Source organism: Erythrobacter sp. SDW2 (genome assembly GCF_021431965.1).
GTDB lineage: Bacteria > Pseudomonadota > Alphaproteobacteria > Sphingomonadales > Sphingomonadaceae > Parerythrobacter.
Map to the genome: position 1 here is coordinate 729,561 of NZ_CP090370.1, position 25,407 is coordinate 754,967.

At 66.1% G+C, this 25,407-nt stretch carries 29 protein-coding genes; 10 read left to right on the forward strand and 19 right to left on the reverse strand.

The features are described from left to right. The first annotated feature begins 13 nt into the window (after window positions 1–13). Window positions 14–268 carry a hypothetical protein gene (locus LY632_RS03565; RefSeq protein ID WP_234092435.1) on the forward strand — a complete coding sequence of 85 codons (255 nt, stop codon included), beginning with the start codon at window positions 14–16 and terminating at the stop codon, window positions 266–268. A gap of 82 nt (window positions 269–350) precedes the next feature. Next, complete coding sequence (locus LY632_RS03570; protein ID WP_234092436.1) at window positions 351–587, forward strand: hypothetical protein; 237 nt, start codon at window positions 351–353, stop codon at window positions 585–587. 270 nt (window positions 588–857) lie between these two features. On the opposite strand, the gene phhA is transcribed toward LY632_RS03570, so the two are convergent. Next, window positions 858–1,796, reverse strand: coding sequence for a phenylalanine 4-monooxygenase (gene phhA, locus LY632_RS03575; RefSeq protein ID WP_234092437.1), 939 nt, complete (start codon window positions 1,794–1,796; stop codon window positions 858–860). Between the two features lie 102 nt (window positions 1,797–1,898). Between phhA and ppk2 the strand changes: the two genes are divergently transcribed. After that, window positions 1,899–2,633, forward strand: coding sequence for a polyphosphate kinase 2 (gene ppk2, locus LY632_RS03580; protein WP_234093319.1), 735 nt, complete (start codon window positions 1,899–1,901; stop codon window positions 2,631–2,633). Here the strand turns inward: ppk2 and LY632_RS03585 are convergent. From LY632_RS03585 to LY632_RS03610, 6 genes are read right to left on the reverse strand one after another with little or no spacing between them, the layout of a single operon-like run. Continuing rightward, complete coding sequence (locus LY632_RS03585) at window positions 2,630–3,484, reverse strand: MaoC family dehydratase N-terminal domain-containing protein (protein WP_234092438.1); 855 nt, start codon at window positions 3,482–3,484, stop codon at window positions 2,630–2,632. The two genes, ppk2 and LY632_RS03585, sit on opposite strands and share 4 nt — an antisense overlap. Beyond that, a complete protein-coding gene (locus tag LY632_RS03590; protein ID WP_234092439.1) occupies window positions 3,484–4,713 on the reverse strand; it encodes an acetyl-CoA C-acetyltransferase in 1,230 nt (409 codons plus the stop codon). Before LY632_RS03590 ends, LY632_RS03585 begins: the two co-directional genes overlap by 1 nt. Before the next feature lie 3 nt (window positions 4,714–4,716). Beyond that, the gene (locus LY632_RS03595; RefSeq protein ID WP_234092440.1) at window positions 4,717–5,955 is read right to left on the reverse strand and encodes a CoA transferase; all 1,239 of its coding nucleotides are present in this window, start codon (window positions 5,953–5,955) and stop codon (window positions 4,717–4,719) included. 6 nt (window positions 5,956–5,961) lie between these two features. After that, window positions 5,962–7,140: an acyl-CoA dehydrogenase family protein gene (locus LY632_RS03600; protein ID WP_234092441.1), complete on the reverse strand. Its 1,179-nt coding sequence runs from the start codon at window positions 7,138–7,140 to the stop codon at window positions 5,962–5,964. 14 nt (window positions 7,141–7,154) lie between these two features. Beyond that, complete coding sequence (locus LY632_RS03605; RefSeq protein ID WP_234092442.1) at window positions 7,155–7,394, reverse strand: hypothetical protein; 240 nt, start codon at window positions 7,392–7,394, stop codon at window positions 7,155–7,157. A 20-nt stretch (window positions 7,395–7,414) separates the two neighbouring features. Next, window positions 7,415–7,744, reverse strand: a complete 330-nt coding sequence (locus LY632_RS03610; RefSeq protein ID WP_234092443.1) for a hypothetical protein — start codon at window positions 7,742–7,744, stop codon at window positions 7,415–7,417. A 114-nt stretch (window positions 7,745–7,858) separates the two neighbouring features. Between LY632_RS03610 and recQ the strand changes: the two genes are divergently transcribed. The 5 genes from recQ to LY632_RS03635 all read left to right on the forward strand — a co-directional run bounded on the left by recQ (window position 7,859) and on the right by LY632_RS03635 (window position 12,182). Beyond that, entirely contained in the window at window positions 7,859–9,652 is a 1,794-nt protein-coding gene (recQ, locus tag LY632_RS03615; RefSeq protein WP_234092444.1) for a DNA helicase RecQ, read from the forward strand. Window positions 9,653–9,734: 82 nt separating this feature from the next. Beyond that, entirely contained in the window at window positions 9,735–10,652 is a 918-nt protein-coding gene (locus LY632_RS03620; protein ID WP_234092445.1) for an SPFH domain-containing protein, read from the forward strand. Window positions 10,653–10,676: 24 nt separating this feature from the next. Next, window positions 10,677–10,871 carry a toxin-antitoxin system HicB family antitoxin gene (locus LY632_RS03625; RefSeq protein WP_234092446.1) on the forward strand — a complete coding sequence of 65 codons (195 nt, stop codon included), beginning with the start codon at window positions 10,677–10,679 and terminating at the stop codon, window positions 10,869–10,871. Window positions 10,872–10,874: 3 nt separating this feature from the next. Beyond that, complete coding sequence (locus tag LY632_RS03630; protein WP_234092447.1) at window positions 10,875–11,132, forward strand: hypothetical protein; 258 nt, start codon at window positions 10,875–10,877, stop codon at window positions 11,130–11,132. A 57-nt stretch (window positions 11,133–11,189) separates the two neighbouring features. Continuing rightward, window positions 11,190–12,182, forward strand: coding sequence for a right-handed parallel beta-helix repeat-containing protein (locus LY632_RS03635; RefSeq protein ID WP_234092448.1), 993 nt, complete (start codon window positions 11,190–11,192; stop codon window positions 12,180–12,182). On the opposite strand, the gene LY632_RS03640 is transcribed toward LY632_RS03635, so the two are convergent. From LY632_RS03640 to LY632_RS03650, 3 genes are read right to left on the reverse strand one after another with little or no spacing between them, the layout of a single operon-like run. Beyond that, window positions 12,183–12,683 carry a GNAT family N-acetyltransferase gene (locus tag LY632_RS03640; protein WP_234092449.1) on the reverse strand — a complete coding sequence of 167 codons (501 nt, stop codon included), beginning with the start codon at window positions 12,681–12,683 and terminating at the stop codon, window positions 12,183–12,185. After that, the gene (gene ribA, locus LY632_RS03645) at window positions 12,680–13,705 is read right to left on the reverse strand and encodes a GTP cyclohydrolase II (protein WP_234093321.1); all 1,026 of its coding nucleotides are present in this window, start codon (window positions 13,703–13,705) and stop codon (window positions 12,680–12,682) included. Before ribA ends, LY632_RS03640 begins: the two co-directional genes overlap by 4 nt. 35 nt (window positions 13,706–13,740) lie before the next feature. Next, window positions 13,741–14,538, reverse strand: coding sequence for an exodeoxyribonuclease III (locus LY632_RS03650; protein WP_234092450.1), 798 nt, complete (start codon window positions 14,536–14,538; stop codon window positions 13,741–13,743). 114 nt (window positions 14,539–14,652) lie between these two features. On the opposite strand from LY632_RS03650, the gene LY632_RS03655 reads away from it, so the two are divergent. Next, a complete protein-coding gene (locus tag LY632_RS03655; RefSeq protein ID WP_234092451.1) occupies window positions 14,653–16,116 on the forward strand; it encodes an alkaline phosphatase in 1,464 nt (487 codons plus the stop codon). 284 nt (window positions 16,117–16,400) lie between these two features. Here LY632_RS03655 and LY632_RS03660 read toward each other — a convergent pair whose 3' ends face one another. The 5 genes from LY632_RS03660 to pabB form a co-directional block, all read right to left on the reverse strand. Beyond that, complete coding sequence (locus tag LY632_RS03660; protein ID WP_234092452.1) at window positions 16,401–17,081, reverse strand: outer membrane lipoprotein carrier protein LolA; 681 nt, start codon at window positions 17,079–17,081, stop codon at window positions 16,401–16,403. A 68-nt stretch (window positions 17,082–17,149) separates the two neighbouring features. Beyond that, window positions 17,150–17,317, reverse strand: coding sequence for a 50S ribosomal protein L33 (rpmG, locus tag LY632_RS03665; RefSeq protein ID WP_010233410.1), 168 nt, complete (start codon window positions 17,315–17,317; stop codon window positions 17,150–17,152). Window positions 17,318–17,440: 123 nt separating this feature from the next. Beyond that, window positions 17,441–17,857, reverse strand: a complete 417-nt coding sequence (gene arfB / locus LY632_RS03670) for an alternative ribosome rescue aminoacyl-tRNA hydrolase ArfB (RefSeq protein WP_234092453.1) — start codon at window positions 17,855–17,857, stop codon at window positions 17,441–17,443. Then, on the reverse strand, window positions 17,850–18,515 hold the full coding sequence (locus LY632_RS03675; protein ID WP_234092454.1) for an RluA family pseudouridine synthase: 666 nt from the start codon (window positions 18,513–18,515) through the stop codon (window positions 17,850–17,852). The genes arfB and LY632_RS03675 overlap by 8 nt, the downstream gene beginning before the upstream one ends. A 97-nt stretch (window positions 18,516–18,612) precedes the next feature. Continuing rightward, entirely contained in the window at window positions 18,613–20,415 is a 1,803-nt protein-coding gene (pabB, locus tag LY632_RS03680) for an aminodeoxychorismate synthase component I (RefSeq protein ID WP_234092455.1), read from the reverse strand. Window positions 20,416–20,544: 129 nt separating this feature from the next. Here pabB and LY632_RS03685 point away from each other — a divergent pair, with 129 nt between their 5' ends. Continuing rightward, the gene (locus tag LY632_RS03685; protein WP_234092456.1) at window positions 20,545–22,071 is read left to right on the forward strand and encodes a helicase HerA-like domain-containing protein; all 1,527 of its coding nucleotides are present in this window, start codon (window positions 20,545–20,547) and stop codon (window positions 22,069–22,071) included. A gap of 12 nt (window positions 22,072–22,083) precedes the next feature. Here the strand turns inward: LY632_RS03685 and LY632_RS03690 are convergent, their stop codons facing one another. From LY632_RS03690 to LY632_RS03705, 4 genes are all read right to left on the reverse strand, one after another. Further along, on the reverse strand, window positions 22,084–23,475 hold the full coding sequence (locus LY632_RS03690; RefSeq protein ID WP_234092457.1) for an ATP-binding protein: 1,392 nt from the start codon (window positions 23,473–23,475) through the stop codon (window positions 22,084–22,086). A 3-nt stretch (window positions 23,476–23,478) separates the two neighbouring features. Continuing rightward, window positions 23,479–24,243 carry a response regulator gene (locus LY632_RS03695; protein ID WP_234092458.1) on the reverse strand — a complete coding sequence of 255 codons (765 nt, stop codon included), beginning with the start codon at window positions 24,241–24,243 and terminating at the stop codon, window positions 23,479–23,481. A 24-nt stretch (window positions 24,244–24,267) separates the two neighbouring features. Continuing rightward, window positions 24,268–24,819 carry an EF-hand domain-containing protein gene (locus LY632_RS03700; RefSeq protein ID WP_234092459.1) on the reverse strand — a complete coding sequence of 184 codons (552 nt, stop codon included), beginning with the start codon at window positions 24,817–24,819 and terminating at the stop codon, window positions 24,268–24,270. A 166-nt stretch (window positions 24,820–24,985) separates the two neighbouring features. Beyond that, window positions 24,986–25,405: a cupin domain-containing protein gene (locus LY632_RS03705; protein ID WP_234092460.1), complete on the reverse strand. Its 420-nt coding sequence runs from the start codon at window positions 25,403–25,405 to the stop codon at window positions 24,986–24,988. Between the last annotated feature and the right edge of the window lie 2 nt (window positions 25,406–25,407).

The window sequence follows — 25,407 nt, forward strand, 5'->3', positions numbered from 1 at the left end:
TGCAATAGCGGCCATGACCTTACTCGTAATCCTCACCCTCGGAATGGCGCTGGGCTGGCTTGCCGCGATCCTGCTGCGTCACGATTCGTTCCGGCAAAGCTTCGCCGACATTGTGACCGGCGCACTCGGCTCGCTGGGTGGCTACCTGGTCGCGGGCGGACGCCCCGATTCGCACGCGATAGGATTCGAATTGCTGATGCTGGGGGCCCTCGGCGCGGGACTGTTGCTCGCCGCTGTCGCGTTTTTGCGCCGTCAAACCGCACGTTGACACATTTCGGACATTTTTCGCTTCGCAAGCGGCAATCGCGTTGCTATTGGGGGCGTCCCAATCCAACTAGGGGAAGATTACCATGAAGAAGTTTGCTCTGATTTCGGTCGCCGCTCTCGGCCTCGGCCTCGCTGCTTGCGCTGAAGAAGCTGCTGAAGCTCCGGCTGAAGAAGCACCGGCCATGGAAGAAGCCGCTCCGGCCATGGAAGAAGCCGCTCCGGCTGCTGAAGGCACCGAAGCTGCTCCGGCTGCTGAAGAAGCCGCTCCGGCTGAAGAAGCTGCTCCGGCCGCTGAAGAAGCTGCTCCGGCCGCCGAGTAATCGGACCGAAGCTTTCGCTTCAAAGCAAAGCATTCAAAAGACCGGTGAGGGAGCGATCCCTCGCCGGTTTTTTGTTCTGTGGCCGCTGTGTTGCGCACCCGCCTCCGCGGGTTCGTCCTCGGTGCTGTTCCTTCCCCCGGTTCAAGTCCGGGGTCCGGGCACCTGAGGACGGCCTTGCAGGTGGCCGTCGGCCAGCTGCGTCTTTGACTTCGCTTCCGGCCTTGCGGGGCCTCCACCGGCCCCGTTTTCATCACGTCTGGAAGAATTGTTTCAGACCGGCAACGCGCCGGAACCCCTGCCGCCGCGCAGCCAGTATTCCTGCGTGCCGCAGTGCAGCACGTTGTCGACGTCGATCACCGCCGAATTGGCATAGGTGAAGCTGGCCGGCAGGCTGCGGTACAGCCGGTCGAAATCGCGCTCGACCGTCTGGCGGTAGAGATCCTCGAAACTCTCGATCACGAAATAGGTCGGCTGCAAATCGTCGATGGCGTAATCGGTGCGCATGACCCGGTCGACGTTGAGCATGATACGGTTGGGGCTTTGCGCCTCGACCGAGAACACTGCCTCGGTCGGGCCTGACAGGATGCCTGCACCATAGGCCCGCACGACATCGGGAGCTTCCTCGATCAGGCCGAACTCGACGGTGTACCAGTAGAGCGCGCCCAGCGCCTTCAAGTGGTTGTAACGCATCGCCTTCCACCCGGCCTTGCCATATTCCTGCATGTAATCGGCAAAGACCGGATCGGTCAGCATCGGCACATGGCCGAACACGTCGTGGAACACGTCCGGTTCCTGGATGTAGTCGAAGGTTTCGCGGGTGCGGATGAAATTGCCCGCCGGGAACCGCCGGTTGGCCAAGTGCCAGAAGAACACGTGATCGGGGATCAGCATCGGCACCGGGACGACGCTCCAGCCCGTCATTGCGCCCAGATTCTCGCTGAGCCTGCCGAACTCCGGCACGCCGCCGCTGAGATCGAGCTTTTCGAGCCCTGCCATGAATGCGCTGGCGGCGCGGCCGGGCAGAACCTCCATCTGGCGCGCGAACAGGTCTTTCCAGATCTGGTCTTCCTCGCTCGTGTACACAGTCTGGGCAGGCTCGAGCCAGTCCTCGCCGACATGCGCCGGGCGCTTGAGCGGCGCGGTGAAGACATCCGCCGGCAATTCGGGCAGGATGCTGAAATCCTGCGGAGGGTGTGCGAGAGAAGCCATGGTTTCAGTTGTAACCAATAGCACGCTGGGTGCAATTTTTCAATTGGGGAGCGCGCTTTGGATAGACTGAAGAAGAAGCGGTACGAGGCTCTGCTGGAGCCGATGGAACAGGAACTCGTCGGTATGGCGCGCTGGGCCAAAGCCAGCGGCGCGCGCATCTGCGTCCTGTTCGAAGGGCGCGATACGGCAGGCAAGGGCGGGGCTATCCGGACGGTCAGCGAACGGCTCAATCCGCGCCAGTGCCACATAGTGGCGCTGGCCAAGCCGACAGAGGCGGAGCAGACGCAGTGGTATTTCCAGCGCTATGTCCCGCATCTGCCGAGCGCGGGCGAGATCGTGCTGTTCGACCGCAGCTGGTACAACCGTGCCGGGGTCGAAAAAGTCATGGGCTATGCGACCGACGCGCAGGTCGAGGCGTTCCTGCGCGACGCGCCTCGGTTCGAACGGATGCTGGTCGATGACGGTATCCTGCTGTTCAAATACTGGCTGACGACCGACCAGGACAAGCAGGAAGAGCGGCTGAGGGAACGGCTCGATGACCCGCTCAAGCGCTGGAAGCTCTCGCCGATCGATCTGGCCGCGCGCGAGAAATACGACGCCTACACCGAGGCGCGCGAAGCCATGCTGAAGGCAACGCATACCGACCATGCGCCGTGGACGCTGGTCGACTTCAACGACCAGAAGCGCGGGCGGCTGACGCTGGTGCGCGACTTGCTCGAACGGCTGCCGGATACGCATGCGGAGCCCGAGCCGCTCGACTTTCCCGAGCTGGGCCGAGAGCCGCAGAAGGAGCGGTTCGGCGTGCTGCAACCCATCGAGGATTTCCCTCTCGATTAGGCCAGCGAAGCCGTCGCCTTCACCGTCTGCCGCCCGTCGCTGGCGAACGAGCCGAGTTCGATCCCGTCGCCCGACTGCCTGAGCGCCAGTGTCAGCGGTTCGCCGCAGATCGCGGGGCTGACGGCGCGAAAGTTGAAGCGGGTGAGGCGGTTGTCGCCAAACTCCTCCGCCGCCAGTTGCAGCAGCAGCGATGCAATCAGCGGGCCGTGCACCACCAGCCCGCGATAGCGCTCCACATCGCGCGCATAGGGCAGATCGTAATGGATGCGGTGGGTATTGAAGGTCAGCGCCGAATAGCGGAACAGCAGCGTCTCCGATGGCGTGAGGGTGCGGGTGCGATCCCAGCCTGTCCCGTCGAAGCTGCCTTGGCCGGGCTCCGGCGGGCTGAGCGGCGCATCGGGCGCGGCCTCATCGCGGTACACCAGCGTCTGCTTCTCGATCACCGACAGAGTGCCATTGGCGGACGTTTCGTGTTCGACCTCGACGAACACGAGTTGCCCGCTGGCCCCGTCCCTCTCCGTGATCGAGACGATCCGGCTGGTCCGCGAAACGACCGCTCCGATGGCCAGCGGGGCGCGAAACCGGATATCGCTCGCGGCCCACATCCGGCGGGGCTGCGACACTGGCGGAAAGAAGCTTTGCGGCGAATCGTCACGGCTCGGGTGACCGTCGAGGCCCAGACGCCTCGTCGGCGCTTCGGGCGTGCAGAGCGCGAAGTGGATCCCCTGCGGCATGAGTGCTGGCTGCGGCCTTACTAGATCGAAGGTCGCCAGCCAGCGGGCGGCGAGCGCCTCGTCGAGCCGGTCGCTCTGCCGGACCTCGCGCCCGATCCAGCTGTCCCACTGGCCCATCAGGCCGCCCGCTCAAAGATTGCCGCGATGCCCTGGCCGCCGCCGATGCACATGGTCTCGAGCCCGAAGCGCACCTCGCGGCGGTGCATTTCGGCCGCCATGTCGGCAAGGATCCGCCCGCCGGTCGCACCGATCGGATGGCCGAGCGAAATGCCCGAGCCGTTGACGTTGACAATTGCGCGGCGGCTGTCGTCGGCGCTGAAGCCCCAGCCCTTGAGCACCGCCAGCGCCTGCGGGGCGAAAGCCTCGTTGAGTTCGATCAGGCCGATATCGTCCCAGCCCATGCCCGTGCGCGCAAACAGCCGCTCGACCGCCGGGACCGGGCCGATGCCCATGCGGCTGGGATCGCAGCCCGCCGCCGCCCAGCCGTGGAACCACAGCGACGGGGTGAGGCCCATTTCCTCGAGCTTGTCCTCCGCCACCACCAGGCAGGCGGCCGCCGCATCGTTCTGCTGGCTGGCGTTGCCGGCGGTGACGATGGCTTCGGGATCGCGCTTGAGGTCGATGGCGCGCAGGGCGCCGAGCGTCTCCATGCTGGCATCGGCGCGGTAACCCTCGTCGTGGTCGAACACGACCGGATCGCCCTTGCGTTGGGGGATCTCGACCGGGACAAGATGGTCGGCGAACTTGCGCTCCGCCCAGGCTTTGGCGGCATTCTGATGCGAGCGGACGGCAAAGGCATCGGCTTCCTCGCGGGTGATGACATAATCCTTGGCAAGGTTCTCCGCCGTCTCGATCATGCCGGTGATGACGCCGAAGCGTGCGATCGGCTGGCTCATCAGCCGGCCCCGCGAGAGGCGGTCATGCAGCACCATGTCGCCCGCCCGCACCCCGCCGCGCAGGGCGGTGGTGTAGTGCTCGACATTGGACATGCTCTCGCAGCCGCCCGCGACCACCACGTCGGCCATGCCGGTCTGCACCATCATCGCGGCATTGGCGATGGCCTGCACGCCCGAGCCGCAGCGCCGGTCGAGCTGGTAGCCCGGCACTTCCAGCGGCAGGCCGGCGGCGAGCCAGCTCCAGTGGCCGATGGCCGGAGCCTCGGCATTGCCATAGCCCTGGCTGAACACGACGTCATCGACACGCTCGGGATCGATCCCGCTGCGCTCGATCAGTGCCTTGAGAATGACGGCCCCCAGCGCGCCCGCATCGAGCGGGGCAAGTGCACCGCCAAACTTGCCGACTGCCGTGCGTAGGGGTGTGCAGATAGCAACGCGGCGATTGGTCATGGTCTATTCCTTGTCGGACAGGCGAACGGTCCCCGCGTCCACCAGCTTGGCAATGGCACCGGACGAGAGGCCCAGCCGCTCGGCCAGCACTTCCTCGCTATGCTGGCCCAGGTAAGGTGCGGGAAGCGGGTCGCCGACGTCCTTCTCGGGCAAATTGGCGAAGCTGCGGGTGGCAGGGTATTCGAAACCGGAGGGGTTGGCCGGCGAAGGACCGAACAGCGGATTGTTCGTCACCAGCTGCGGATCGTTCGCCGCCTCGTGCATCGTGCGGTAACGCTCGTAGGTGCAGCCTTGCGCGCTCATGCGGGCGGACAGCTCTGCCCAGTCGAACCCGGCTGCGGCCTGTTGGAACACATCGAACAGGCGGTGGCGATTGACGAAGCGCGGGGTGTCGCCGTCGGCGAAGCGTACGCCCAGTTCCTGCTCCAGCGCAGCGACCTCGCTCTCGACTCCGAAGGCGGCGAGCAGCCCGGTCCATTGCTTGGGCGTCAGCGCGGCGACCATGAAGCGGACCCCGTCGCTGGTGCGGAAATCGCGTCCGAACGCGCCCCATATGGCATTGCCGAGCCGCTCGCGGTCGCTGCCGCGATAGAGCATTTCCGCCATCGAGCCGCTGTTGGCGAAGGTGCCCACAGCCACATCGCCCAGCGGCACGCGCACCTCGCTGCCTTCGCCGGTGGCATCGCGGTGGCGCAGTGCGGCGAGCAGGGCGAAGGCACCGTAAGCCCCGGTGATGAAGTCCCACGCCGGGAGCACCTGGTTGACCGGGGGCGCGGTCTTGGGGTCCCAGTCCTCCGGCCCGCACATCAGCGGATAGCCGGTTGCGGCGTTGACGGTGAAATCCATTGCCTGCCGCCCGTCGTGCCAGCCCATGATGCGGACCGAGACCAGATCGGGTCTGCCCCCCAAGGCAGGGTCGCTCATCGCGGCATGGCTGAGGAAGCTCTTCTCCGGCAGATTGGTGACGACCTGGCCGGTCACCCGCGCCAGTTCGACCAGCAGCTCGCGTCCTTCGCCCGATTGCAGGTCGAGCGCGACCGACTTCTTGCCCCGGTTGAGGTTCTCCCAGCTGAGCGAACGGCCCTCTTTGGTCAGCAGGTAGCGATCATAGTCGAGCCCGCCGGCCTTGTGGTCGACGCGGATGACTTCCGCACCCATCTGGGCGCAATAGAGCCCGATGGTGGGCGACGCGACGAAGCTCGACACCTCGATGATCGAGAGGTCGCTCAGCAGCTTGTACATCTGCGCTCAGCCGTTCTGCGCCGACCAGTCGCGCAGCATGTGCTTGGCGATCTGGAGATAGAGGATCTGCGTCGTGCCTTCGTAGATGCGATAGATGCGCGCATCGCGGAAGAAGCGTTCGGCATCGTATTCGGCGAGGTATCCGGCGCCGCCATAGATCTGCACCACCCGGTCGACCACGCGGCCGCACATTTCGGACGAGAAGACCTTGAAGGCCGCCGCCTTGCGCAGGATGTTCTCGCCCCGGTCGGCGCGTTCGCAAACGTCCTTCATCATCGCTTCGGCGGCGTAGATCTCCATCTCGCTTTCGGCCAGCATCTGCTGGATCAGCTGGAAATTGGCGATCGGTTCGCCGAAGGCCTTGCGCTCGTTGGCATAGCGCAGCGCGCTGTCGAGCGCGCGGCGGGCATAGCCGGCCGCTGCGGCACCCACCGAAATCCTGCCGTTGTCGAGGCTCTTCATCGCGAAGATGAAGCCCTTGCCGGTCTCGCCGCCGAGCAGCGCCTCGCCCGGAACATGCACGTCGTCGAGCATGATGTCGGAGATATGGCTGCCTTCCTGGCCCATCTTCTTGTCGGGGCTGCCGGTCGAGACGCCCGGCGTGTTCATGGGCACGATAAAGGCACTGACATGGGCGTTCTTGGGCAGCGCTTCCTTCTCCGTGCGCGCCATGATCAGCGCGACATCGGCATGCGGGGCGTTGGTGATGTAGCGTTTCGAACCGTTGAGGATCCAGCCATTCCCCGACGGATCGGGCCGCGCGGTGGTGGCCATGGCGGCGCTGTCGGACCCGCTGCCCGGCTCGGTCAGGCCAAAGCAGGCGATCTCGCCGGCGGCGATGCGCGGCCACCATTCGGCCTTCTGGGCCTCGGTCGCGCCGTTCTTGATCGCGGAATTGAACATGCCGACATTGATCGAGAAGATCGAGCGATAGGCAGGGGCAGCATAGGCCATCGTATTGACGACCCGCGCATATTGCGAGGTGTTGAGCCCCGCACCGCCATATTCCTCGGGCACGGTCAGGCCGAACAGCCCCATCTCCTTCATCTCCTGGACGATCTCGTCCGGGATGCGGTCATTGGCGATGACGTCCTTTTCCGCCGGGATCAGCCGCTCGCGGACATAGCGTTCGAGCTGCTCGATAAACTGTTCGAAGATCTCGGGGTCCATCCCGTTGTCGGCCATCGGGCTCGTTCCTCTCAAGGTAATTGTTCTGTCGGTGCCGCGTCGGCAGCGGCGGCCTCGCCAGCTTCCGGCTGCGGGCTCGGATCAAGAGCCTCGGGAGGCAGCTTGCGCTCCTCCAGCATTTCAGCGGCCTCATCGAGCGCCTTCGCTTCGCCCACGGTCACGCCTCCCGGGCCAGGGTCGTTCTCGCCCGGGCCGCAAGCGGACAGCAGCGCCAGCATCACCGCAGCGCAAGCCAGGCGATGCCTGCCCATGAAGCCGAACCGCACCGGACCTATTCTTCGACCGGCTCGGCCGCGCCGGTCGCCGGTTCGTTGCCCTTGGCGAGTTCGGCCTGGATTTCGGCGGCCAGAGCAGCCGCCTCTTCGCTCTGCTCGGTGTTCGACTTGATCTCGACCGGAGAAATGTCCTGCTCCTCTTCTACAGGTTGGGGCGCGACAGCGGTGTCTTCCACCGGCCCTTCGGTGACCGGTTCCATGGTTTCCTCGGCGATCACTTCCACGCTCTCGGCGGTGGTGTCTTCAGAGACATCGTCCGAACTGCCGCAGGCGGCGAGGGCAAGCGATCCGGCGACGACGAGGCCGAAGCGAAAAGCGGTATTCATGGCGGTTCTCCTGACTGCAGTTTTCCCGACCCTAGCGGGCGAGGATTGGCGAGGCCAAGGGAAAAGTGCGCCGTTCGCGTTTGCCTGCCGGGCTGCCTGTGCCATGGCGGACCTGTGGTTGCTTCCCTCGAAATTGCCCGGCTCGACAAAGCCCGCGAACGCCTGCGCGCGCTGTTCGGCTATGACGATTTCCGCGGTCGCCAGCCGGAGGTGATCGAGCGCGTGCTGGCGGGCCAGTCGACGCTCGCCGTCATGCCGACCGGTGCGGGCAAGTCGCTCACCTACCAGCTGCCCGCGACCATGCTTGACGGCACCTGCGTGGTCATCTCGCCACTGATCGCGCTGATGCACGACCAGCTGCGCGCGGCCCGCGCCAACGGCATCCGTGCTGCGACGCTTACCAGTGTCGATACCGACTGGCGCGAGACGATGGACGCGTTCCGCAGCGGCGAGCTCGACTTGCTGTATGTCGCACCGGAACGTGCCAGCCAGTCCAGTTTCTGCGATTTGCTGACCGCTGCGCCGGTCAGCCTGTTCGCCATCGACGAAGCGCATTGCGTTTCCGAATGGGGGCACGACTTCCGCCCCGACTATCGCCAGCTGCGCCCATTGATGGACCGCTTCGGCGATGTCGCGCGCCTGGCGCTGACGGCGACTGCGGACCATCATACACGGGCCGATATCCTCGAACAGCTGGGCATCCCGCAGGACGGCCTGATCGTCGCCGGGTTCGACCGGCCCAACATCCGCTACGCCATCCGCCACCGCGACAATCCGGTCCGGCAGCTGACCACGCTGATGCGCGAGCAGCCGGGCCCGGGGATCGTCTACGCTCCGACCCGGCGCAAGGTCGAGGAGCTGGCCGAGAAGCTGGCGGCAGCGACGGGACGCGAAGTGCTGCCCTATCATGCCGGGCTCGAGCCGCAGCAGCGGTCCGATCACCAGGCGCGCTTCGTGGCGAGCGAGGACATGGTGATGGTGGCGACCATCGCTTTCGGTATGGGGATCGACAAGCCGGATGTCCGCTTTGTGGCGCATGCCGGCATCCCCAAGTCGATCGAGGCCTATTACCAGGAAACCGGCCGCGCCGGGCGCGACGGCGACGCCTCGCTGGCGCTGATGCTGTGGGGTGCAGAGGACTTTGCCCGCGCCCGGATGCGGCTCGCCGAAGTGCCCGAGGACCGCCGCGATGGCGACCGCCAGCGGCTCGATTCGCTCAGCACGCTGGTCGAGACGGCCGGGTGTCGCCGCGCGGTGCTGCTCAGGCATTTCGGCGAGGACCCGCCGCAGAGCTGCGGCAATTGCGACAATTGCCTCGAAGCGCCCGGCGTGATCGATGCGACCGAGCTGTCGCGCAAGCTGCTCTCGGCGGTTTATCGCACCGGGCAGAGCTTCGGCTTCGGCCATATCCAGAAAGTGCTGACCGGCGATGCCGACGAGCGCATCCGCCAGCGCGGACACGACGGCCTCAGCGTTTTCGGGATCGTCGGAAGCGAGGAGGCGTCCATGTTGCGCGCGGTCAGCCGGGCCCTGCAGGCACGCGGTTCGCTGGTCGCGACAGAGCATGGCGGCCTTGCGCTTGGCGGCGATGCCAAGGACATCCTCAAGGGCGAGCAGGCGGTGATGATCGTCAAGCCGCCCAAGCCTGCGCGCGGCGGACGCAAGTCACGTGACGGGGGCGTCAATCCGGTCGGCGACCCGCTGTTCGATGCGCTGCGCGAATTGCGGCGCGATCTGGCGATCGAGGCGGGCTTGCCGCCCTATGTCATCTTCCACGACGCGACCTTGCGCGAAATGGCGCAGGTTCGCCCTGCGACACTGGCTGAGCTGGGCCGGGTCGGCGGTGTCGGAGCCAAGAAGCTCGAGGCCTATGGCGACCGCTTCCTCGACTGCATTCGGCGGCACTGATGGCCACCTGACAGGTTGCGCTTGACTCTGTTCCGGGACGATATAAATATGATATCATAAATATATCGAACGGAGGGCCATCATGGTCAATCAGCTTCAGGGAATGAACGTCAGCAGCGAACGCTCTGCCAAGACGTATAATGGCTATATCATGCTGCTCGTTCTGGCGGTGTTGGCGGCGCTGTCGGTCTGGCTCATCAGTGGCGGCATCCCGCCGGAAGGGGCAGACAAGGTTGCCAAGCTGGTCTTTGTCGGCATGTTCATCGGGGCGATCCTGGGCATCATCCTGCTCGCTTCGGGCTTTTTCATGATCCAGCCCAACCAGACGGCAGTCGTCACCCTGTTCGGCGCCTATAGCGGGACCGAGCGGACCGAGGGGCTGCGCTGGGTGTGGCCGTGGATGATGCGCAAGAAGATCAGTGCGCGGGCGCACAATGTCCATTCGGAGAAGGTCAAGATCAACGATTTGCGCGGCAATCCGATCGAGATCGCCTGCAATGTGGTGTGGCGCGTGCGCGATACGGCGCAGGCGGCGTTCGACGTGGACGATTACAAGACCTTCGTCGAGATCCAGATCGAGGCCGGGCTGCGCACCGTCGGCGCGCGGCACCCCTATGACGACATGAGCGACGAGGACGAAACGACGCTGCGCGGCAGTGCCGATGTGGTCAATGGCGAACTTTGTGCCGAACTCAACGAACGGTTGCAGGTGGCCGGGATTGTGGTCGACGAGGCCGGGCTGACGCACCTCGCCTATGCGCCCGAGATCGCCGGGGCGATGCTCCGCCGCCAGCAGGCCGATGCGGTGATCGCGGCGCGCAAGAAGGTGGTGATCGGCGCTGTCGGAATGGTCGAGGATGCGCTCGCCAAGCTGCGGGCAGACGGCATCGTCGACCTGGACGATGAGCGCAAGGCGGCGATGGTTTCCAACCTCATGGTCGTGCTGTGTGGCGACCGCGAGGCGCAGCCGGTGGTCAACACCGGCACGCTGTATCAGTAGGGCGCTGCGCGGCGACGAGATCCGATGTCTGCGAAGAAAGCCTTCCCCCTGCGGCTCGATCCGGCGGTCCATGCCGCGATCGAGCGGCTGGCCGCGGCCGAACTGCGCAGCGCCAATGCCCAGATCGAGATGCTGCTGCGCGAGGCACTGGCGGCCCGGGGGGTCGAGGCTGGCAAGACCAAGGCGCCGCGTCGCGGCAGGCCGCCCAAGGAGGAATAGAACATGCTGCACAAGTTCTTCGAGGAAGGTGACTGGTTTGCCGCCAAGGCCCACGGCTACGGCGCTGGCCTGCCGATTGCGTGGCAGGGCTGGGTTCTCCTGTTTGCCTATGCCGGCGCGATGATCGGGATAGGGCTGCTTATCCCGGGCGGGGGATATGCTGGCCTGGTCTTCGGCCTGACCGGCATGGCGCTCGCATCGGTTGCTTTCACGCTCATCGTGAGGAGGCGGACCAAGGGCGGCTGGAAGTGGCGCCCATAGGTGGCGCGCCGGCAAAACTTAGCAGGCCGTTAACCCTTTTTCGCTAGGCAGGGCGGCATGGACAACCACGCCCGCCTTCCGCTGACCCGCAGTTCGCGCCGCTCCAACTGGCTGCTCGGTGCCATCACCGTTGCAGCCATCGCCCTGATCCCGGCCGCCGCGGTGTTCGCGCAAGGCGCACCCGCGCCCTTCACGGTTGTGGAAACGGGGCAGGGCTTCGGCAGCCTGCAACAGGCGGTCGACGCCATCGGCAACGGCCAGGGCACCATCGCCATCGCGCCCGGTGTCCACCGCCAGTGTGCCGTGCAGCAGTCCGGCAGCGTCTCGTTTCTTGCCAGCCAGCCGGGCCAGGCGATCCTCGACGGGGTCGAATGCGAAGGCAAGGCCGCACTGGTGCTGCGCGGACGCGAAGCGAGCGTCTCGGGCGTAGTATTTCGCAACATGGCGGTGGCCGACTTCAACGGCGCAGGGATCCGGCTCGAAGCCGGAAACCTGACTGTCGCCAACAGCTGGTTCGTCGACAGCCAGCAGGGTATCCTGACCGCGCATGATCCGAACATCACGCTGGTGGTAGACCGCTCGACCTTCTCGAGCCTCGGCACCTGCGAGGGCGACGGTGGTTGCGCGCATTCGATCTATACCGGTACCATCGGGCGCCTGCGCGTGACCCGCAGCCGCTTCGAACGCGGCACCGGCGGGCACTATGTCAAATCGCGCGCCCGGGTGACCGAAGTGGCATCGTCCAGCTTCGACGATTCCGCCGGGCGCTCGACCAATTACATGATCGACCTGCCGCAGGGTTCGGTCGGCCAGATCACCAACAACTGGTTCGTCCAGGGCCGCGACAAGGAGAACTACTCCGCCTTCATCGCGGTCGCAGCGGAAGAGGGCGACCAGCCGTCGGCCGGCCTGCTGATCGCGGGCAATGATGCCCGTTTCGTTCCCGGCCTGCAGCGCAGTTCGGTGTTCGTCGCCGACTGGAGCGGGGCTGCCCTCAAGATCGAGGACAACGACCTCGGCCCCGGCCTCAAGCTGTTCGAGCGGCGCTGATCAGCCGAATGCCGGGGCAAGCACCAGCTTGCCCGACGGCATGTCGCCCTCCAGCAGCAGCACCTGCAGGAAGGGATCTAGCGCTTCCGACAACACCAGTTGGTGGTCGAGGCTGAAGCCGAAGCGGCTGTAATAATCGGGGTTGCCGACCAGCGCGATACCTTGCGCCCCGCTGCCCTTGAGCCGCGCGATCCCTTCCTCGATCAGCGCCGAGCCGATCCCGGCGGATTGACCGCTGGGAATGACCGAAACCGGTGCCAATTGATACCAGTCGCCACTCGCCCCCTCCACCGTGACCGGTGAGAATGCGACATGACCGATGATCGCCCGGTCGGCATTCTCGGCCACCAGCGACAACACCAGATCGCCGTCGGCGCGCAATTTTTCGACCAGTTCGCCCTCGTCGCCATCGGCGTGGGGGGCCGAATGGAACGCGGCATCGGTCAAGGCGCGAATGGCCCGCTCGTCGCCCGCTTGTTCGGGCCTGATGCTGACGCTCACGGCAGCAGATGCCCGGCGCGGTCACGCTTGGTGTCGAGATAGCGGCGGTTGTGCGGATTGGATGGCAGCGCATGATCAACCCGGCGTGCGATCGAAATACCTTGCTGTCCCAAGGCGACGACTTTCCTTGTGTTGTTGGTGAGGAGTCCGATCTCACCGATACCCAGCAGTTTAAGCATCCGCGCAGCGGTTGTAAAATCCCTTGCTTCGTCGGGCAGGCCGAGCCGCTCGTTGGCCTCGATCGTATCGAACCCCTGATCTTGCAACCGATAGGCGCGCATCTTGTTGACGAGACCGATCCCGCGCCCTTCCTGCCGCATGTAGAGCAGGACGCCGTACCCCCCGTTTTGCGCTTCCTCGGCCATGCGCGACAGCGCCGCATCGAGCTGTGGCCCGCAATCGCATTTGAGGCTGCCGAGGATATCGCCGGTCAGGCATTCGGAATGGAGCCGCACCAACGGAACCTTGCCTGCCATCTGCTTGCCGATGATCAGCGCGCAATGCTCGCGCATGTCATCGGGCTTGCGGAACACCACCAGCTCGCAATCCTCGTTGGTGGCAATCGGCAGGCGCGCGCGGGCGGCGATCTGCAGCTTGTCCGGGTCGGCCCATGCGGCGACATCGGCGGGGCTGACCGGCTGCGCTTCCCCCGCATGCTCGGGAGCAACCATGAAGGCGGGCAGGATGCCGGCGATCCGCGCCAGCTCTAGCGCGGCGGCGGCGGCCTCCGGCCATTCGAGCGGATCGGCTTTGAACGGCCCCTTGAGCGGGTGGGCCAGGTCCAGCGCCGGGTCCGCGACCGCCAGGGCCCGGTCGAGATCGAACCTCTCCGCTCCCCGGATGAGCACCGGGGCGTGCGGGACTGCCGCTTCGAGCTGGTTGACGAGTTTGAGAGTGGCCGCGCGCGCGGCCGAGATCAGCATATGCCCGCTCGTCGCCTGCCGCGCGATGGCGGTTTCGACCGGCAAGAGAGTTCCCGCGCCCTCGACCTCGATCGGCCAGCCGTGCCGCAGCGCGTCGATGGCCTGTGCCGCCCGGCGTGAAGGCGACGGGCGGCTCAGAAGGTGAACTCCGTGGTCAGCGGGATATGGTCGGACGGCTGGGTCCAGTCGCGCGCATCCTCGAACACGCTGTGCGCGGTGGCCTGTGCGGCCAGTTCCGGGCTGGCCCACATGTGGTCCAATCGCCGCCCGCGATCCCCGTCGCGCCAGTTCTTCGCGCGATAGCTCCACCAGCTGTAATAGCGCGCCGGGGCAGCGATATGCTGCCGCCCGATATCGGCCCAGCCATGCGCATCCATGAACCGCTGCAACGTCTCGATCTCCACCGGGGTATGGCTGACGACCTTGAGCAGCTGCTTGTGGTTCCAGACATCGCTTTCCAGCGGGGCGATGTTGAAGTCGCCGACGATCAGCGTCGGCCGGTCGACCTTGTCGGCCCAGCGGGTCATGCGTTCCAGGAAGTCGAGCTTTTGCCCGAACTTCGGGTTGATCGTGCGATCCGGCTCGTCGCCGCCGGCGGGGATATAGACGTTCTCGATGATGGTGCCCTTTCCGGGGCCATGCGTCAGTTCGACGCCCACATGCCGCGCCTCGCCATTGTCTTGCCAGTCATACCGCGAGAACTCGGTGAACGGCACCCTGCCCACTGTCGCGACGCCGTGATAGCCCTTCTGCCCGTGGACCGCGAAATGCTCGTAGCCGAGCGCGCGGAACGCCTCGTAGGGGAACTGGCTTTCCTGGCACTTGATTTCCTGCAGGCACAATATGTCCGGGGCCTGCTCCGCCAGAAAGCGCTCGACAATCGGCATCCGCAGGCGGACCGAATTGATATTCCATGTCGTGACCGAAACCATGGCGCTGCCTTAGGTCGCACCATTGCCAGCGGCAAGGGAGGCTTTCGCGCTTTCGCTTTCCTGTCATGTAAAGCCGCGATAGCAAGCGGCAACGAATTGACCGGGAGACTTCGGATGCGCCTGCCCAAACCCATCTTGCCGACTCCCATGCTGGTTGCCGCACTGGCCTTGCCGCTTGCCGCCTGCGGGGCGGCCTATGCCAAGGACCCGGTGGAGAGCGTCGCCGCCGCGCCGGTGGCGAAGCAGGGCGCAAAGGAGAGCAAGGCCAGGAACGTCATCCTGTTCATTGGCGATGGGATGGGAATTTCGACGGTCACCGCCGCACGCATCTATGCCGGGCAAAAACTGGGGCAGAGCGGCGAGGAATATGTCCTGCCGTTCGAGACCTTCGACCATGTGGCGCTGGTCAAGACCTACAACACCAACGCCCAGGTGCCCGACAGCGCCGGAACGGCGAGTGCGATGAATACCGGGTTCAAGACCCAGATCGGCTTCCTCGGTATCGGTCCCGAGGCCAGGCGTGGCGACTGCCTCAGCGGCAAGCAGTACGAACAGGCGCTGTTGAGCGAACAGGCCAAGGCGCGTGGCCTCGCGCTCGGCATCGTCAGTACGGCGCGAATCACCCATGCGACCCCGGCGGCGGTCTATGCCCGCAGCACCGACCGGGACTGGGAATCGGATGCGGCCATCCCGGAACGCCAGCGCGGCCTCGGGTGTGACGATATCGCTCAGCAGCTCGTGAACACGGATTTCGACGTGGCGCTGGGCGGCGGTCGCGCAGCCTTCTTCGGCTCGACCAAGGGCGGCAGGCGGCTCGATGCGGGGGCGGACCTTCCTGCCGCGTGGCAGGCGCGCACCGGTGGCAGCTATGTCGAAAGCGCCAGCGCGATGATGGCCGCACCGATGGGCAAGCCGCTGCTGGGCATCTTCTCGCCCAGCCACATGGCCTACACCGTCGACCGCACGCCCGACAGCAGCGAGCCGACGCTGACCGACATGACCAGGGAAGCGGTCACGCGGCTGGGGCAGGATCCTGACGGCTACTACCTGATGGTCGAAAGCGGGCGGATCGACCATGGTCACCATGAAGGCAAAGCGGGTTATGCGCTGGAGGAAGCCGTCGAGTTCGCCCGGGCGATACAGTGGGCGATCGACAACACCGATCCCGAGGAAACGCTGATTCTCGTCACCGCCGATCACAGCCACGTCTTCACCATCGCCGGCTATCCGCGCCGGGGGAACGACATCCTCGGGCTCGTCATCCCACCGGAGGGCGGGGGCGAGGACGGGGGCGATACCGACGGCGGGCCGACCCTGGCGGCGGATGGCAAACCCTATACCACCCTGGGATATGCCAATGGGCCGGGAGCTGTGGCCATCGGCACCGAAGGCGGGCGGCCGGTTCCCGAAACCGGGGTCAGGGCCCGCCAGCAGGCGCTGGTACCGGGGGGATCGGAAACCCATGCCGGCGAGGATGTCGCGCTTTACGCCCGCGGCCCGGGGGCTGAACGGGTGCGCGGGGTGATCGAGCAGAACCTGATCTACCGCATCATCGTCGCCGCGCTCGGCTGGGAGTAATCTGCCCCACGGACCGGCGACGGCGGCCTGCAAGCGCGTCGGAGGCGTGCGGAAAACCGATGGCGCACAAAAAACCCCCGTGCCGGGGGCAAGTGGCACGAGGGTTCCATGTGAGCGTTCGTCACGCTGTTGTACAAGGGGACTTCGCGGAAGAACGAGGCAACAGGGGGGAAACCCGTCTTCCATCCGCCTTGTGCAACAAGATTACTGCTTCGCGCCTTTCAGGGCAATGAACGGTCTGTCACGCTTTGTCGCAACAGCCCGTCATTCCCCGGACGAAGCGTTTATCCCGGGCGACGGGTCGTCCGGCGCGGATCCTTGTAGGTGAAGGTCGAGTCGGACACAGCGACACCGTACCGGTGATTCGAGAGCCGCACCGTGGTGCGATTGTTCTGCGCATCGAGCGCCACCCAGTTGGTCAGCTGCCACCCGCCGGGTGCGCTGGCCTTCCTGGTGAAGATCAGCGTGATCACGCCGAACTCCGGCTTCTTGGGATCGCGCACTTCGACGCTCAGCACGCCCGCGGCGCTGGGCACCAGCTTGCCGTACCTCTTCACGTCGCGATTGGGGTCGAGCAGCGCCCCGAGCGGCGAATTGCCGATCGGCCAACGCTGGACCTGGTTGACCTCGTAATCGATCAGCGTGAACGACTTGCCGTTCGAAACAAGCAGCAGGGGCACGCCCTTTTCATATTCGAAGCGGATCTTGCCCGGGCGCTTGAGCGTCATGGTGCCGCTGACGGTCTGGCCCTTGCGGTCGGTTTGGGTGAAGCTCGCCTTCATGGTGCTGATGCCGCGCAGCGCGGCGACGGCATCGTCGAGCGTGCCGGCCGACTGCGCATAGGCAGGCGTCGGCAAGGCGACCATCGAGGCGGGCAGGGCCGCCACGGCGAGGGTTGCAGCAAGCGCCGTGCCGGCCACAAGGCCGGGCGACGCGAGGCGGAATTTCTTGATCATGGTGTTCATGCCTTCGTCTCTATCCACGAAGGGGTGAACTGTCACTGACGGAAGGTGGTTCCGACCGTTCAGGAAGCTTACTTGATCTTGGCTTCCTTGAACTCGACGTGCTTGCGCACGACCGGGTCGTACTTGCGGAAGGTCATCTTTTCGGTGATGTTCCGCGGATTCTTCTTGGTGACGTAGTAGAAGCCCGTGTCTGCGGTCGAGACGAGCTTGATCTTGACGGTTGCGGGCTTCGCCATGGTGCTTTCCTAAGAATCGTAAGGGGCCATATCGGCCAAAAAATACAGGCGGCGCGAGCCCGCACCGCCACATCGGGCGCGCAATTGGGCGATTCCCCCGTGAAAGTCAAGCCGGAACCGTGGCTACCAGTCCTTGGTGCTCGGCTTGCCGCGGTTGGCTTTGACCTCGCCGCGCACCTTCTTGGCTTTCAGCCGCTGGACCTTGCCAAGCCGGTTGACCCGGCTCTTGGCCCGCACCTTGGGCTGGCGGTGCGCCTCTTCGAGCAGGGTCTCGAGCTTCTCGCGGGCCAGTTGCCGGTTGGCCTCCTGCGTCCGGTGCTCGCGCGCGGTGATGAGCAGGTCGCCGGCCACCGTCAGCTTGCTGCCCGCCAGCGTGCGCAGGCGCGCAAACACCGGCGGGGGCAGCCGCAGGCGGTAGATATTGACCCTGAGCTGGACCTCGGTCGCGACCTTGTTGGCGTTCTGCCCGCCCGGCCCGGATCCGGCGAGGAAGCTCTCCTCCGCCAGGGCATGGGCGCGGGCGATCAGGTCGCTATCCATTGTCCGGCCCATCCGGCGCCCCGAGGGCCAGGAAATCGGCCGGCAGCGGCGCGGTGGCGACGACCGGCGGCTTGCCATCGCGCTCGACCGTCAGACCAGCGGCATGGAGCATGGTGCGCGGCCCGCTCGCGGCATCGCCGTAAACCGGATCGCCCAGCAGCGGCAGGCCGAGGCCCGAGGCGGCATGGACGCGGATCTGGTGGGTGCGGCCGGTTTCGGGCAGGAATTCGACCAGCGTGCCGCGTTCGAGCCGCTGGACTACGCGCCATCGCGTCAGCGAAGGCTTGCCCTTCTTCGCCGGGATCATGCGCCAGCCCTTCTCGGCGCTGCTGATCTTGCTCAGCGACAGCGCGATCTCGCCCTCATCGGCCTCGGGCACGCCCGCCACGATGCCGAGATAGCGCTTGGCAACTTTCCGCTCTTCGAACGCGCGGGCGAAGCGCGACAGCGCCTTGGGATTGCGCGCCAGCAGCAGGCAGCCGCTGGTGTCGGTGTCGATCCGGTGGACCGGCACCGGCGGCCTCTGGAAGCCGAGCTTGAGCATCTCGAGGTGGTTGGCGAGCGAAGGCCCGCCCTTGCGCGGCGGTTCGATCGGCAGGCCAGCGGGCTTGTCGATCACCAGCGCTTCGCCGTCTTCGAAGAGAATTGGGATTTCCATCAAAACTTCCGTTCGCCCTGAGCCTGTCGAAGGGCCGGCACCATATGCGCTGCAAACTCCGTGGCTGGGCTTCGACAAGCTCAGCCCGAACGGACCTTTAGGTAAGAAGTTCTGCCTTCACCAGTCCGCGCACGGCATTGCCGAGGAAGAAGCCCTTTTCGAGATCGTCGATCCGGACCTCACCTTCGACCGCCGCCGCTTCGGCCAGCAGCGAAGCGCGCAGCACCCCGGGCAGCAAGCCAAGCGAGGCGGACGGGGTAACCAGCACCCCGTCCTTCTCGACGAACAGGTTGGTGATGCAACCTTCGGTCAGCAGGCCATCGTCGCGCAGCAGCAGGCATTCGCCCGCCCCTGCCTCGCGCGCCACGGCCAGCGCCTCCTCGTAGAAACCCCGGTCGCTGGTCTTGTGTCGCAGCCGCCAGTCGCCGGCATCGACCGGCAGCGGCAGGATCGCGCATCGCACAGGCTCTGCCCACGGCTCGCCCGGCGGCGCGGCTTCCAGCGTCGTTGCCCCGCTGCGCGCGCAGGTCAGCCGCAGCCGGGCTGGCGCTTCGAGATCGAAGCATAGCGCCTGGATCGCGTTGCGCGCGGCGTGGCGATCGAAGGCAAATCCCAGTTCGCCCGCGCTCGCCTTCATCCGTTCGAGGTGGGCTTCAAGATAGGCTATGCCGGCTTCCGGATCGAATTTCATGGTCTCGATCAGGTGGAAGCCGGGCGCCGTGCGATCCGGCCCGCTCGCCCGGGCAAAACCACCCTTGAGGATCGTCTCGCGCCATTCGGCCTTGGATTCGCTGTCGGCGACGATGGCGGATCCGACACCCAGCACGGCCTTGCCGCGCTCGTTTTCGATCGGGGTCAGCCGCAGGGTGCGGATGGCGACGTTGAATGCCGCATCGCCGCTAGCATCTATGCGCCCGATCGCGCCGCAATATGGCCCGCGTGCATCGCGCTCCACCTCGTTGATCAGTTCCATCGCCCGGATCTTGGGCGCGCCGGTGATCGAGCCGCAGGGGAACAGCGCCCGCACCAGGTCGAGCGCGCCCTTGCCCGGCTGCAACCGGGCGTGGACCGTGGTCACCATCTGGTGGACGGTGGGATAGCTTTCGACCGCAAACGGCCTTTCGACCGACACGCTCCCTGCTTCGGCCACCCGGCTGAGATCGTTGCGCATCAAATCGACGATCATCAGGTTCTCGGCCTTGTCCTTCTCGCTGTGCTGCAAGTCGTCGCGCAGGGCGGCATCGGTCGCCGGGTCTGACGAACGGGGGCGGGTGCCCTTCATCGGCTTGGTCCGCGCTTCGCCCCCCTTGAGCGACACGAACAGCTCGGGCGAAAGGCTCAGCAACCAGTGCGCGCCGTCGAATATCATCCCGCCGTAGCCGGCCTGCGCCGCCCGCCGCAGCGCGGCATAGAGCGCCACCGGATCGCCCGAGTATGCACCGGCGAGCGGCAGGGTGAGGTTGGCCTGGTAGATGTCGCCCGCGCGGATCGCCTCCTGCAAGGTGGAAAAAGCCGCGTCATAGGCGCCTTGCGAGACCTGCGGATCGAGCGGGCCGAGCGTTGCATTGCCCTGTGCCCGCGCGGCGAGCCAGCCGGGAACCTCGCCGGGTTCCAGCACTGTTTCGCTGGCAAACAGGCCCAGCCAGACCAGCGGTCCGGCTGCGCCCGTGCGCGCCGCAGCCAGCGGCGCCAGCTTCGGCTCGACGGCAAGGCCCGCTTCATAGGCGAGGTATCCGGCCAAGGTCCCGCCTTGCCCGGCCTGCGCCGCACGGGCCGCTTCCAGCACCGCCTCGACCGCTTCGGCCCGGTGGGCGATGAACACCGCCGAAGCACGTTCGTACAGATGGGCCTGCGCCGCGCCATCCGCACGCGCGTCGTCCAGCAGCACGAAGGGAGCCATGGTTTGTCCAGCACCAGCCATCTTCCCCGCCATAGCCGAGGGCGCGCGAAATGGAACCGTGCTTGACCGCATGCCACTTCACGCGCCACAAACCGCCCAACGCATGAATCGCGGGGGTCTTACGTCGACATGAGCCAGATTTTCCTCGGCCTCGCAGCCAATGGCGAGAAGCAGCATCTCGATCTCGGCCGCGCCAATCGCCACGGGCTGATTGCCGGCGCGACCGGCACCGGCAAGACCGTGACGCTGCAGGGCCTCGCCGAAAGCTTCTCGGCCGAAGGTGTGCCGGTGTTTCTGGCCGACGTGAAAGGCGACCTGTCAGGTATCTGCATGGCCGGATCGCCCCAGTTCAAGCATGCCGACAAGCTGGAAAGCCGGGCCAGGGAACTGGGCATGGACGACTATGCCTATTCCGACAATCCGGCGGTGTTCTGGGACCTTTACGGCGAACAGGGCCACCCGATCCGGACCACGGTATCGGAAATGGGGCCGCTGCTGCTGGCCCGCCTGCTCGATCTCAACGAAACGCAGGAAGGCGTGCTGCAGATCGTCTTCCGTTATGCCGACGAGAACGGGCTGCTGCTGCTCGATTTCGGCGACCTGCAATCCCTGCTGCAATGGGCTTCGGAAAACTCGGGCGAACTGAGCGGCAAGTACGGCAATGTCACCAAGCCCACTGTCGGCACGATCCAACGCCAGCTGTTGAGCTTCGAGGCCCAAGGTGCTGACAAGTTCTTCGGCGAACCCGCGCTGGAGATCGACGATTTCCTCAAAGTCGACGAGCAGGGCCGCGGCTACATCAATATCCTCGCCGCCGACCAGCTGATGCGCAGCCCCAAGCTTTATGCCACCTTCCTGCTCTGGCTGCTGGCCGAACTGTTCGAGTCGCTGCCCGAAGTCGGCGATCCGGACAAGCCCAGGCTGGTGTTCTTCTTCGACGAGGCGCACCTGCTGTTCGACGATGCGCCCAAGGCGCTGCAGGACAAGATCGAGCAGGTCGTCCGCCTGATCCGTTCCAAGGGTGTGGGCGTCTATTTCGTGACCCAGAACCCGATCGACATTCCGGAGGAGGTCGCCGGGCAGTTGGGCAACCGGGTGCAGCATGCGCTGCGGGCCTTCACCCCGCGCGACCAGCGGGCGATCAAGGCGGCGGCGGAAACCTTCCGCATCAATCCCGAGCTCGACGTCGAGAGCGTCATCACCGAACTGAAAACCGGCGAGGCGCTGGTTTCCACCCTGGACTCGGAAGGCGCTCCGACGGTGGTGCAACGCACGCTGATCAAACCGCCACGCAGCCGCCTGGGGCCGGTCACACCCAAGGAACGTGCCATCGTCCAGTCGATCAGCCCGGTCGACGGCAAATACGATTCCGCGGTCGATCGCGAGAGCGCCGAGGAAGTGCTCGCCGCCAAGGCCGCCGATGCGGCCGCGACCGCACAGGAAGTGGCGGAAAAGGGTGCCGAGGAAGTGGGCAAGCGCGAACGCAAGACACCCTCGATGTGGTCGAAGGCCGGCAAGGCCGCGGCGACCGCTGCCGCAGGGTCGCTGACCTCGATCGCGGTGGCGACGGTGCTGGGCAAGAAATCCAGTGCCAATCCGGTGCAGACCGGCGTGTCGGCCTTTGTCCGCAACATCATCGGCGGGCTGATGCGCTAGGTCAGGTGGGGATCAGGCGGCGGGGAGCCTGATCTCCGCCCGCAGGCCGCCTTCGGGGCGGTTTGCCAGCCCGAGTTCGCCGCCATGCTGTTCGGCGATGGCGCGGGCGAGGGTGAGGCCGAGCCCGGCCCCGCCGGTGGCGCGGTTGCGGCTGGCTTCGCCGCGCTGGAAGGGTTCGAGCATGGTCGCAATCTGGTCTGGCGGGATGCCGGGGCCCTGATCTTCGACCCGCAGCACCACCATGCCATCCTCGCGCAACAGGCTGACCTCGGCAGTGCCGCCATAGCGCAGCGCGTTGGAGATGAGGTTGCGCAGCGCCCGCCGCAGCCAGGTCACCTGGACCGGCAGCACCATGCGTTCGCCGCCGGTGAAGGACACCGCCTCGCCCATGTCCTCGAATTCCTCGACCACCGCTTCGGCCAGCGCGCCGATCTGGGCCGGCTCGGGCGGAGCCTTGGCCCGGCCGATCCGGGCGAGCGAGAGGATGTCGTCGAGCGAGCGGGTGATGTCCTCGATGCCTGCCGCCATCTTTTCGCGCTGGCTCGCGTTCTCGACCGATTCGATGCGGACGCGGAGCGCGGTGAGCGGCGTCTTGAGATCGTGCCCGATGGCGCCGAGCATCACGTCCTTTTCGTCGAGCAAGGCCGAGATGCGCTGCTCCATCGCATTGTGGGCCTGTTGCAGCCGCTTGATGTCATCGGGGCCGCCGGGCGCAAGCGGCGCGCTCGCATCCTGTGTGCGGGCAAAGCGTTCCGTCCGCTCGGTCAGTGCGGCAAGCGGACGGGTGATCCGGCGCAGGAGCAGATAGAGCACGCCGGTCAGGACCAGCACCAGCACCAGCGTCTGGACGATGATTCCGCCCACCACCCGGGCCTCGCGCGGTGGCACCACCACGCGCGCGACCTGCCAGGAACCGGAGGCTTCGCGCTGTATCGCTGCCACCAGAACCCGTCGGTCTGGCCAATCGGTCTGGATTGCGAACCGCGGATTGCCCTGGGCGCGTTGCTGCAACACGGGATCGTCGCCAGCCCGCCGCATGATGACGAGGGTGGTTGCGGGATCGACACCTTGCCCCGCCAACACCTGCTCGAGTGCGCTTGCGGCCGCCGCATCGTTACGCTCGCCGGGTAGAAGCGGCAGCGCCGTGGTCACTTCGCCTCGCAAGGGCCGGATCTGCAGCGGACCCTCGGCGGCCCGCCGGACGCGCCGCGCAATTCTCCGTTTCCCTTCGTTTGGTCCGGGGTCGACCAGCAGGCTGATGGCCGCAGCGTTGAGGACGGCAGCTTCGCGGCGGCTTTCAGCGGCGCGATAGAGCAGCACTGCCGACACGGCCTGTGCGACGAGCAACGCCAGCGCGACGGCCAGCAGCGTCTGGCCGAGCAGGTTGCGGGGCCACAGCCGCACGGCTCAGTCCGCGCCTGGCGCGATGCGGGTGACATTGGCGGCGAAGCGATAGCCACCGCCGCGGACAGTCAGGATGAGCTGCGGATCGCGGCTATCGGCTTCGATCTTGCGGCGCAGGCGGCTGATCTGGTTGTCGACCGCCCGGTCGAACAGATGCGCTTCGCGGCCCTGGACCATGTCGAGCAGCCGGTCGCGGTCGAGTACGCTGCGTGGATGATCGAGGAATGCGCGCAGCAAGCGGAACTCGGCGGTCGAGATCGAGACCACCGTGCCATCCGGATCGGTCAGTTTGCGTTTGAGCGGATCGAGGTGCCAGCCCTCGAACGCGTACAGCATGTCTTCCTGCGCGGTTGAATCACTTGTACCGCCGTTGTGGCGCCCCGCCCGGCGCAGGACCGAGCGGATGCGGGCGACCAGTTCGCGCGGTTCGAAGGGCTTGGCGACATAGTCGTCGGCGCCGATCTCGAGCCCGACGATGCGGTCGGTCGCTTCGCCCCGCGCGGTCAGCAGGATGACGGGCAACCGCTTGTATTCGGTCAGGAACCGGGTCAGCGACAGCCCGTCCTCGCCCGGCATCATGACGTCCACCAGGGCGATGTCGGGCGCTTCGTTGAGCAGGACGCTGCGCGCGCCGGCGGCGCTGGCGGCTTCGGAAATGCGGAACCCCTGGCCGGTGAGATACTCGGCCAGGGGTTCGCGCAGACTCTGCTCGTCATCGACCAGCAGCACGTGAACAGGCTTTGGGACCAGCGCGGGGATGTCACTCATGGCCATTTCCCGCGCCTCGCCCGCTTACTGCTCGCCGCGCTTGCCACGCCATTCGGCGCGGACAGCCTTGCGTTCTTGGGCGGAGATCGTGCCGTCGCTGTCGGCGTCCGCCCGGTCGAACCGGGCCAGCGCGGCGGTCTGCATTTCGGCCTTGGTCACCTGGCCATCGCCATTGGCGTCGGCGCGCTTGATCATGCCTTCGGGGCCGCCGCGACCGCTTCGCATACCGCGCATACCCATGCGTTCGCCGCCACGCCGCTCACCGCGCATTTCGCGACGCTCCGCGCGCTTTTCGGCGCGAGCTTCATGGGCTGCCATGAATTCGGCCTGGCTCAGCATGCCGTCGCCGTCGGTGTCCATGGCGGCAAAGCGCTTGGCCATACGGGCGGCCTTGTCGGCTTCGCTCAGCACGCCGTCGCCATTGGCATCCATGCGGGCGAAGGCTTTGTCGGTTTTGGCAATCACGGCATCGCGGGTTGCAGGGGCGCGCTCGCCGGTTTCACCCATCGGCTGGGCGATGGCGGCCCCGGTCGCGATCAGCGAGCCGGTGGCGAGAATGAGGGCAATCTTTTTCATCGTGCTAACTCCGTAGTCGAAAACGACGGAGCTGCGAAGCGGGTGGGGGAGGGGGAGGAAGGGTCAGCCCGCTGCGCAGCTCACGATTGCCCTTCTAGGCCGAGTGTGTCGCAGGAGTTTGCCCGATCCAGGGAAAAATGTCGCCGTTTGTATCAGCCGTGGCGCTTCATTCATCAGTCGGAAATTCTGAACGGCTGCGGTGCTCGGTCCCTTCACCGGCGGTGATGAACACAGCGGTCGCCGTCCCCCCGGTATCGGCGGTGTGCCACACGCCCGGCGGATTGATGGCATATTCGCCCGCGCCGATCGTGACCCGTTCGCGCCGCCCGTTCGGATATTCCTGCGTCAGCGTCATTTCCCCTGCCGTGCAGAGCACCACTTCGGCGCCGTGAGGATGGACCTCCCAACTGTCCCAGTCGCCGTCGAAAGTGTACATCGAGACCAGCCGGCCTTCTGCCCCGTCACTGCCATGGCGTGCCCCATAGCCTTCATACCAATGGAAGCCGTCAAAGGGCGGTTGGGGCACGGCGGTGGCGCCGAGCCCCAGATGGATGAAACTGTCGCTCAGCTTCGCCCCTTCGCCCATCG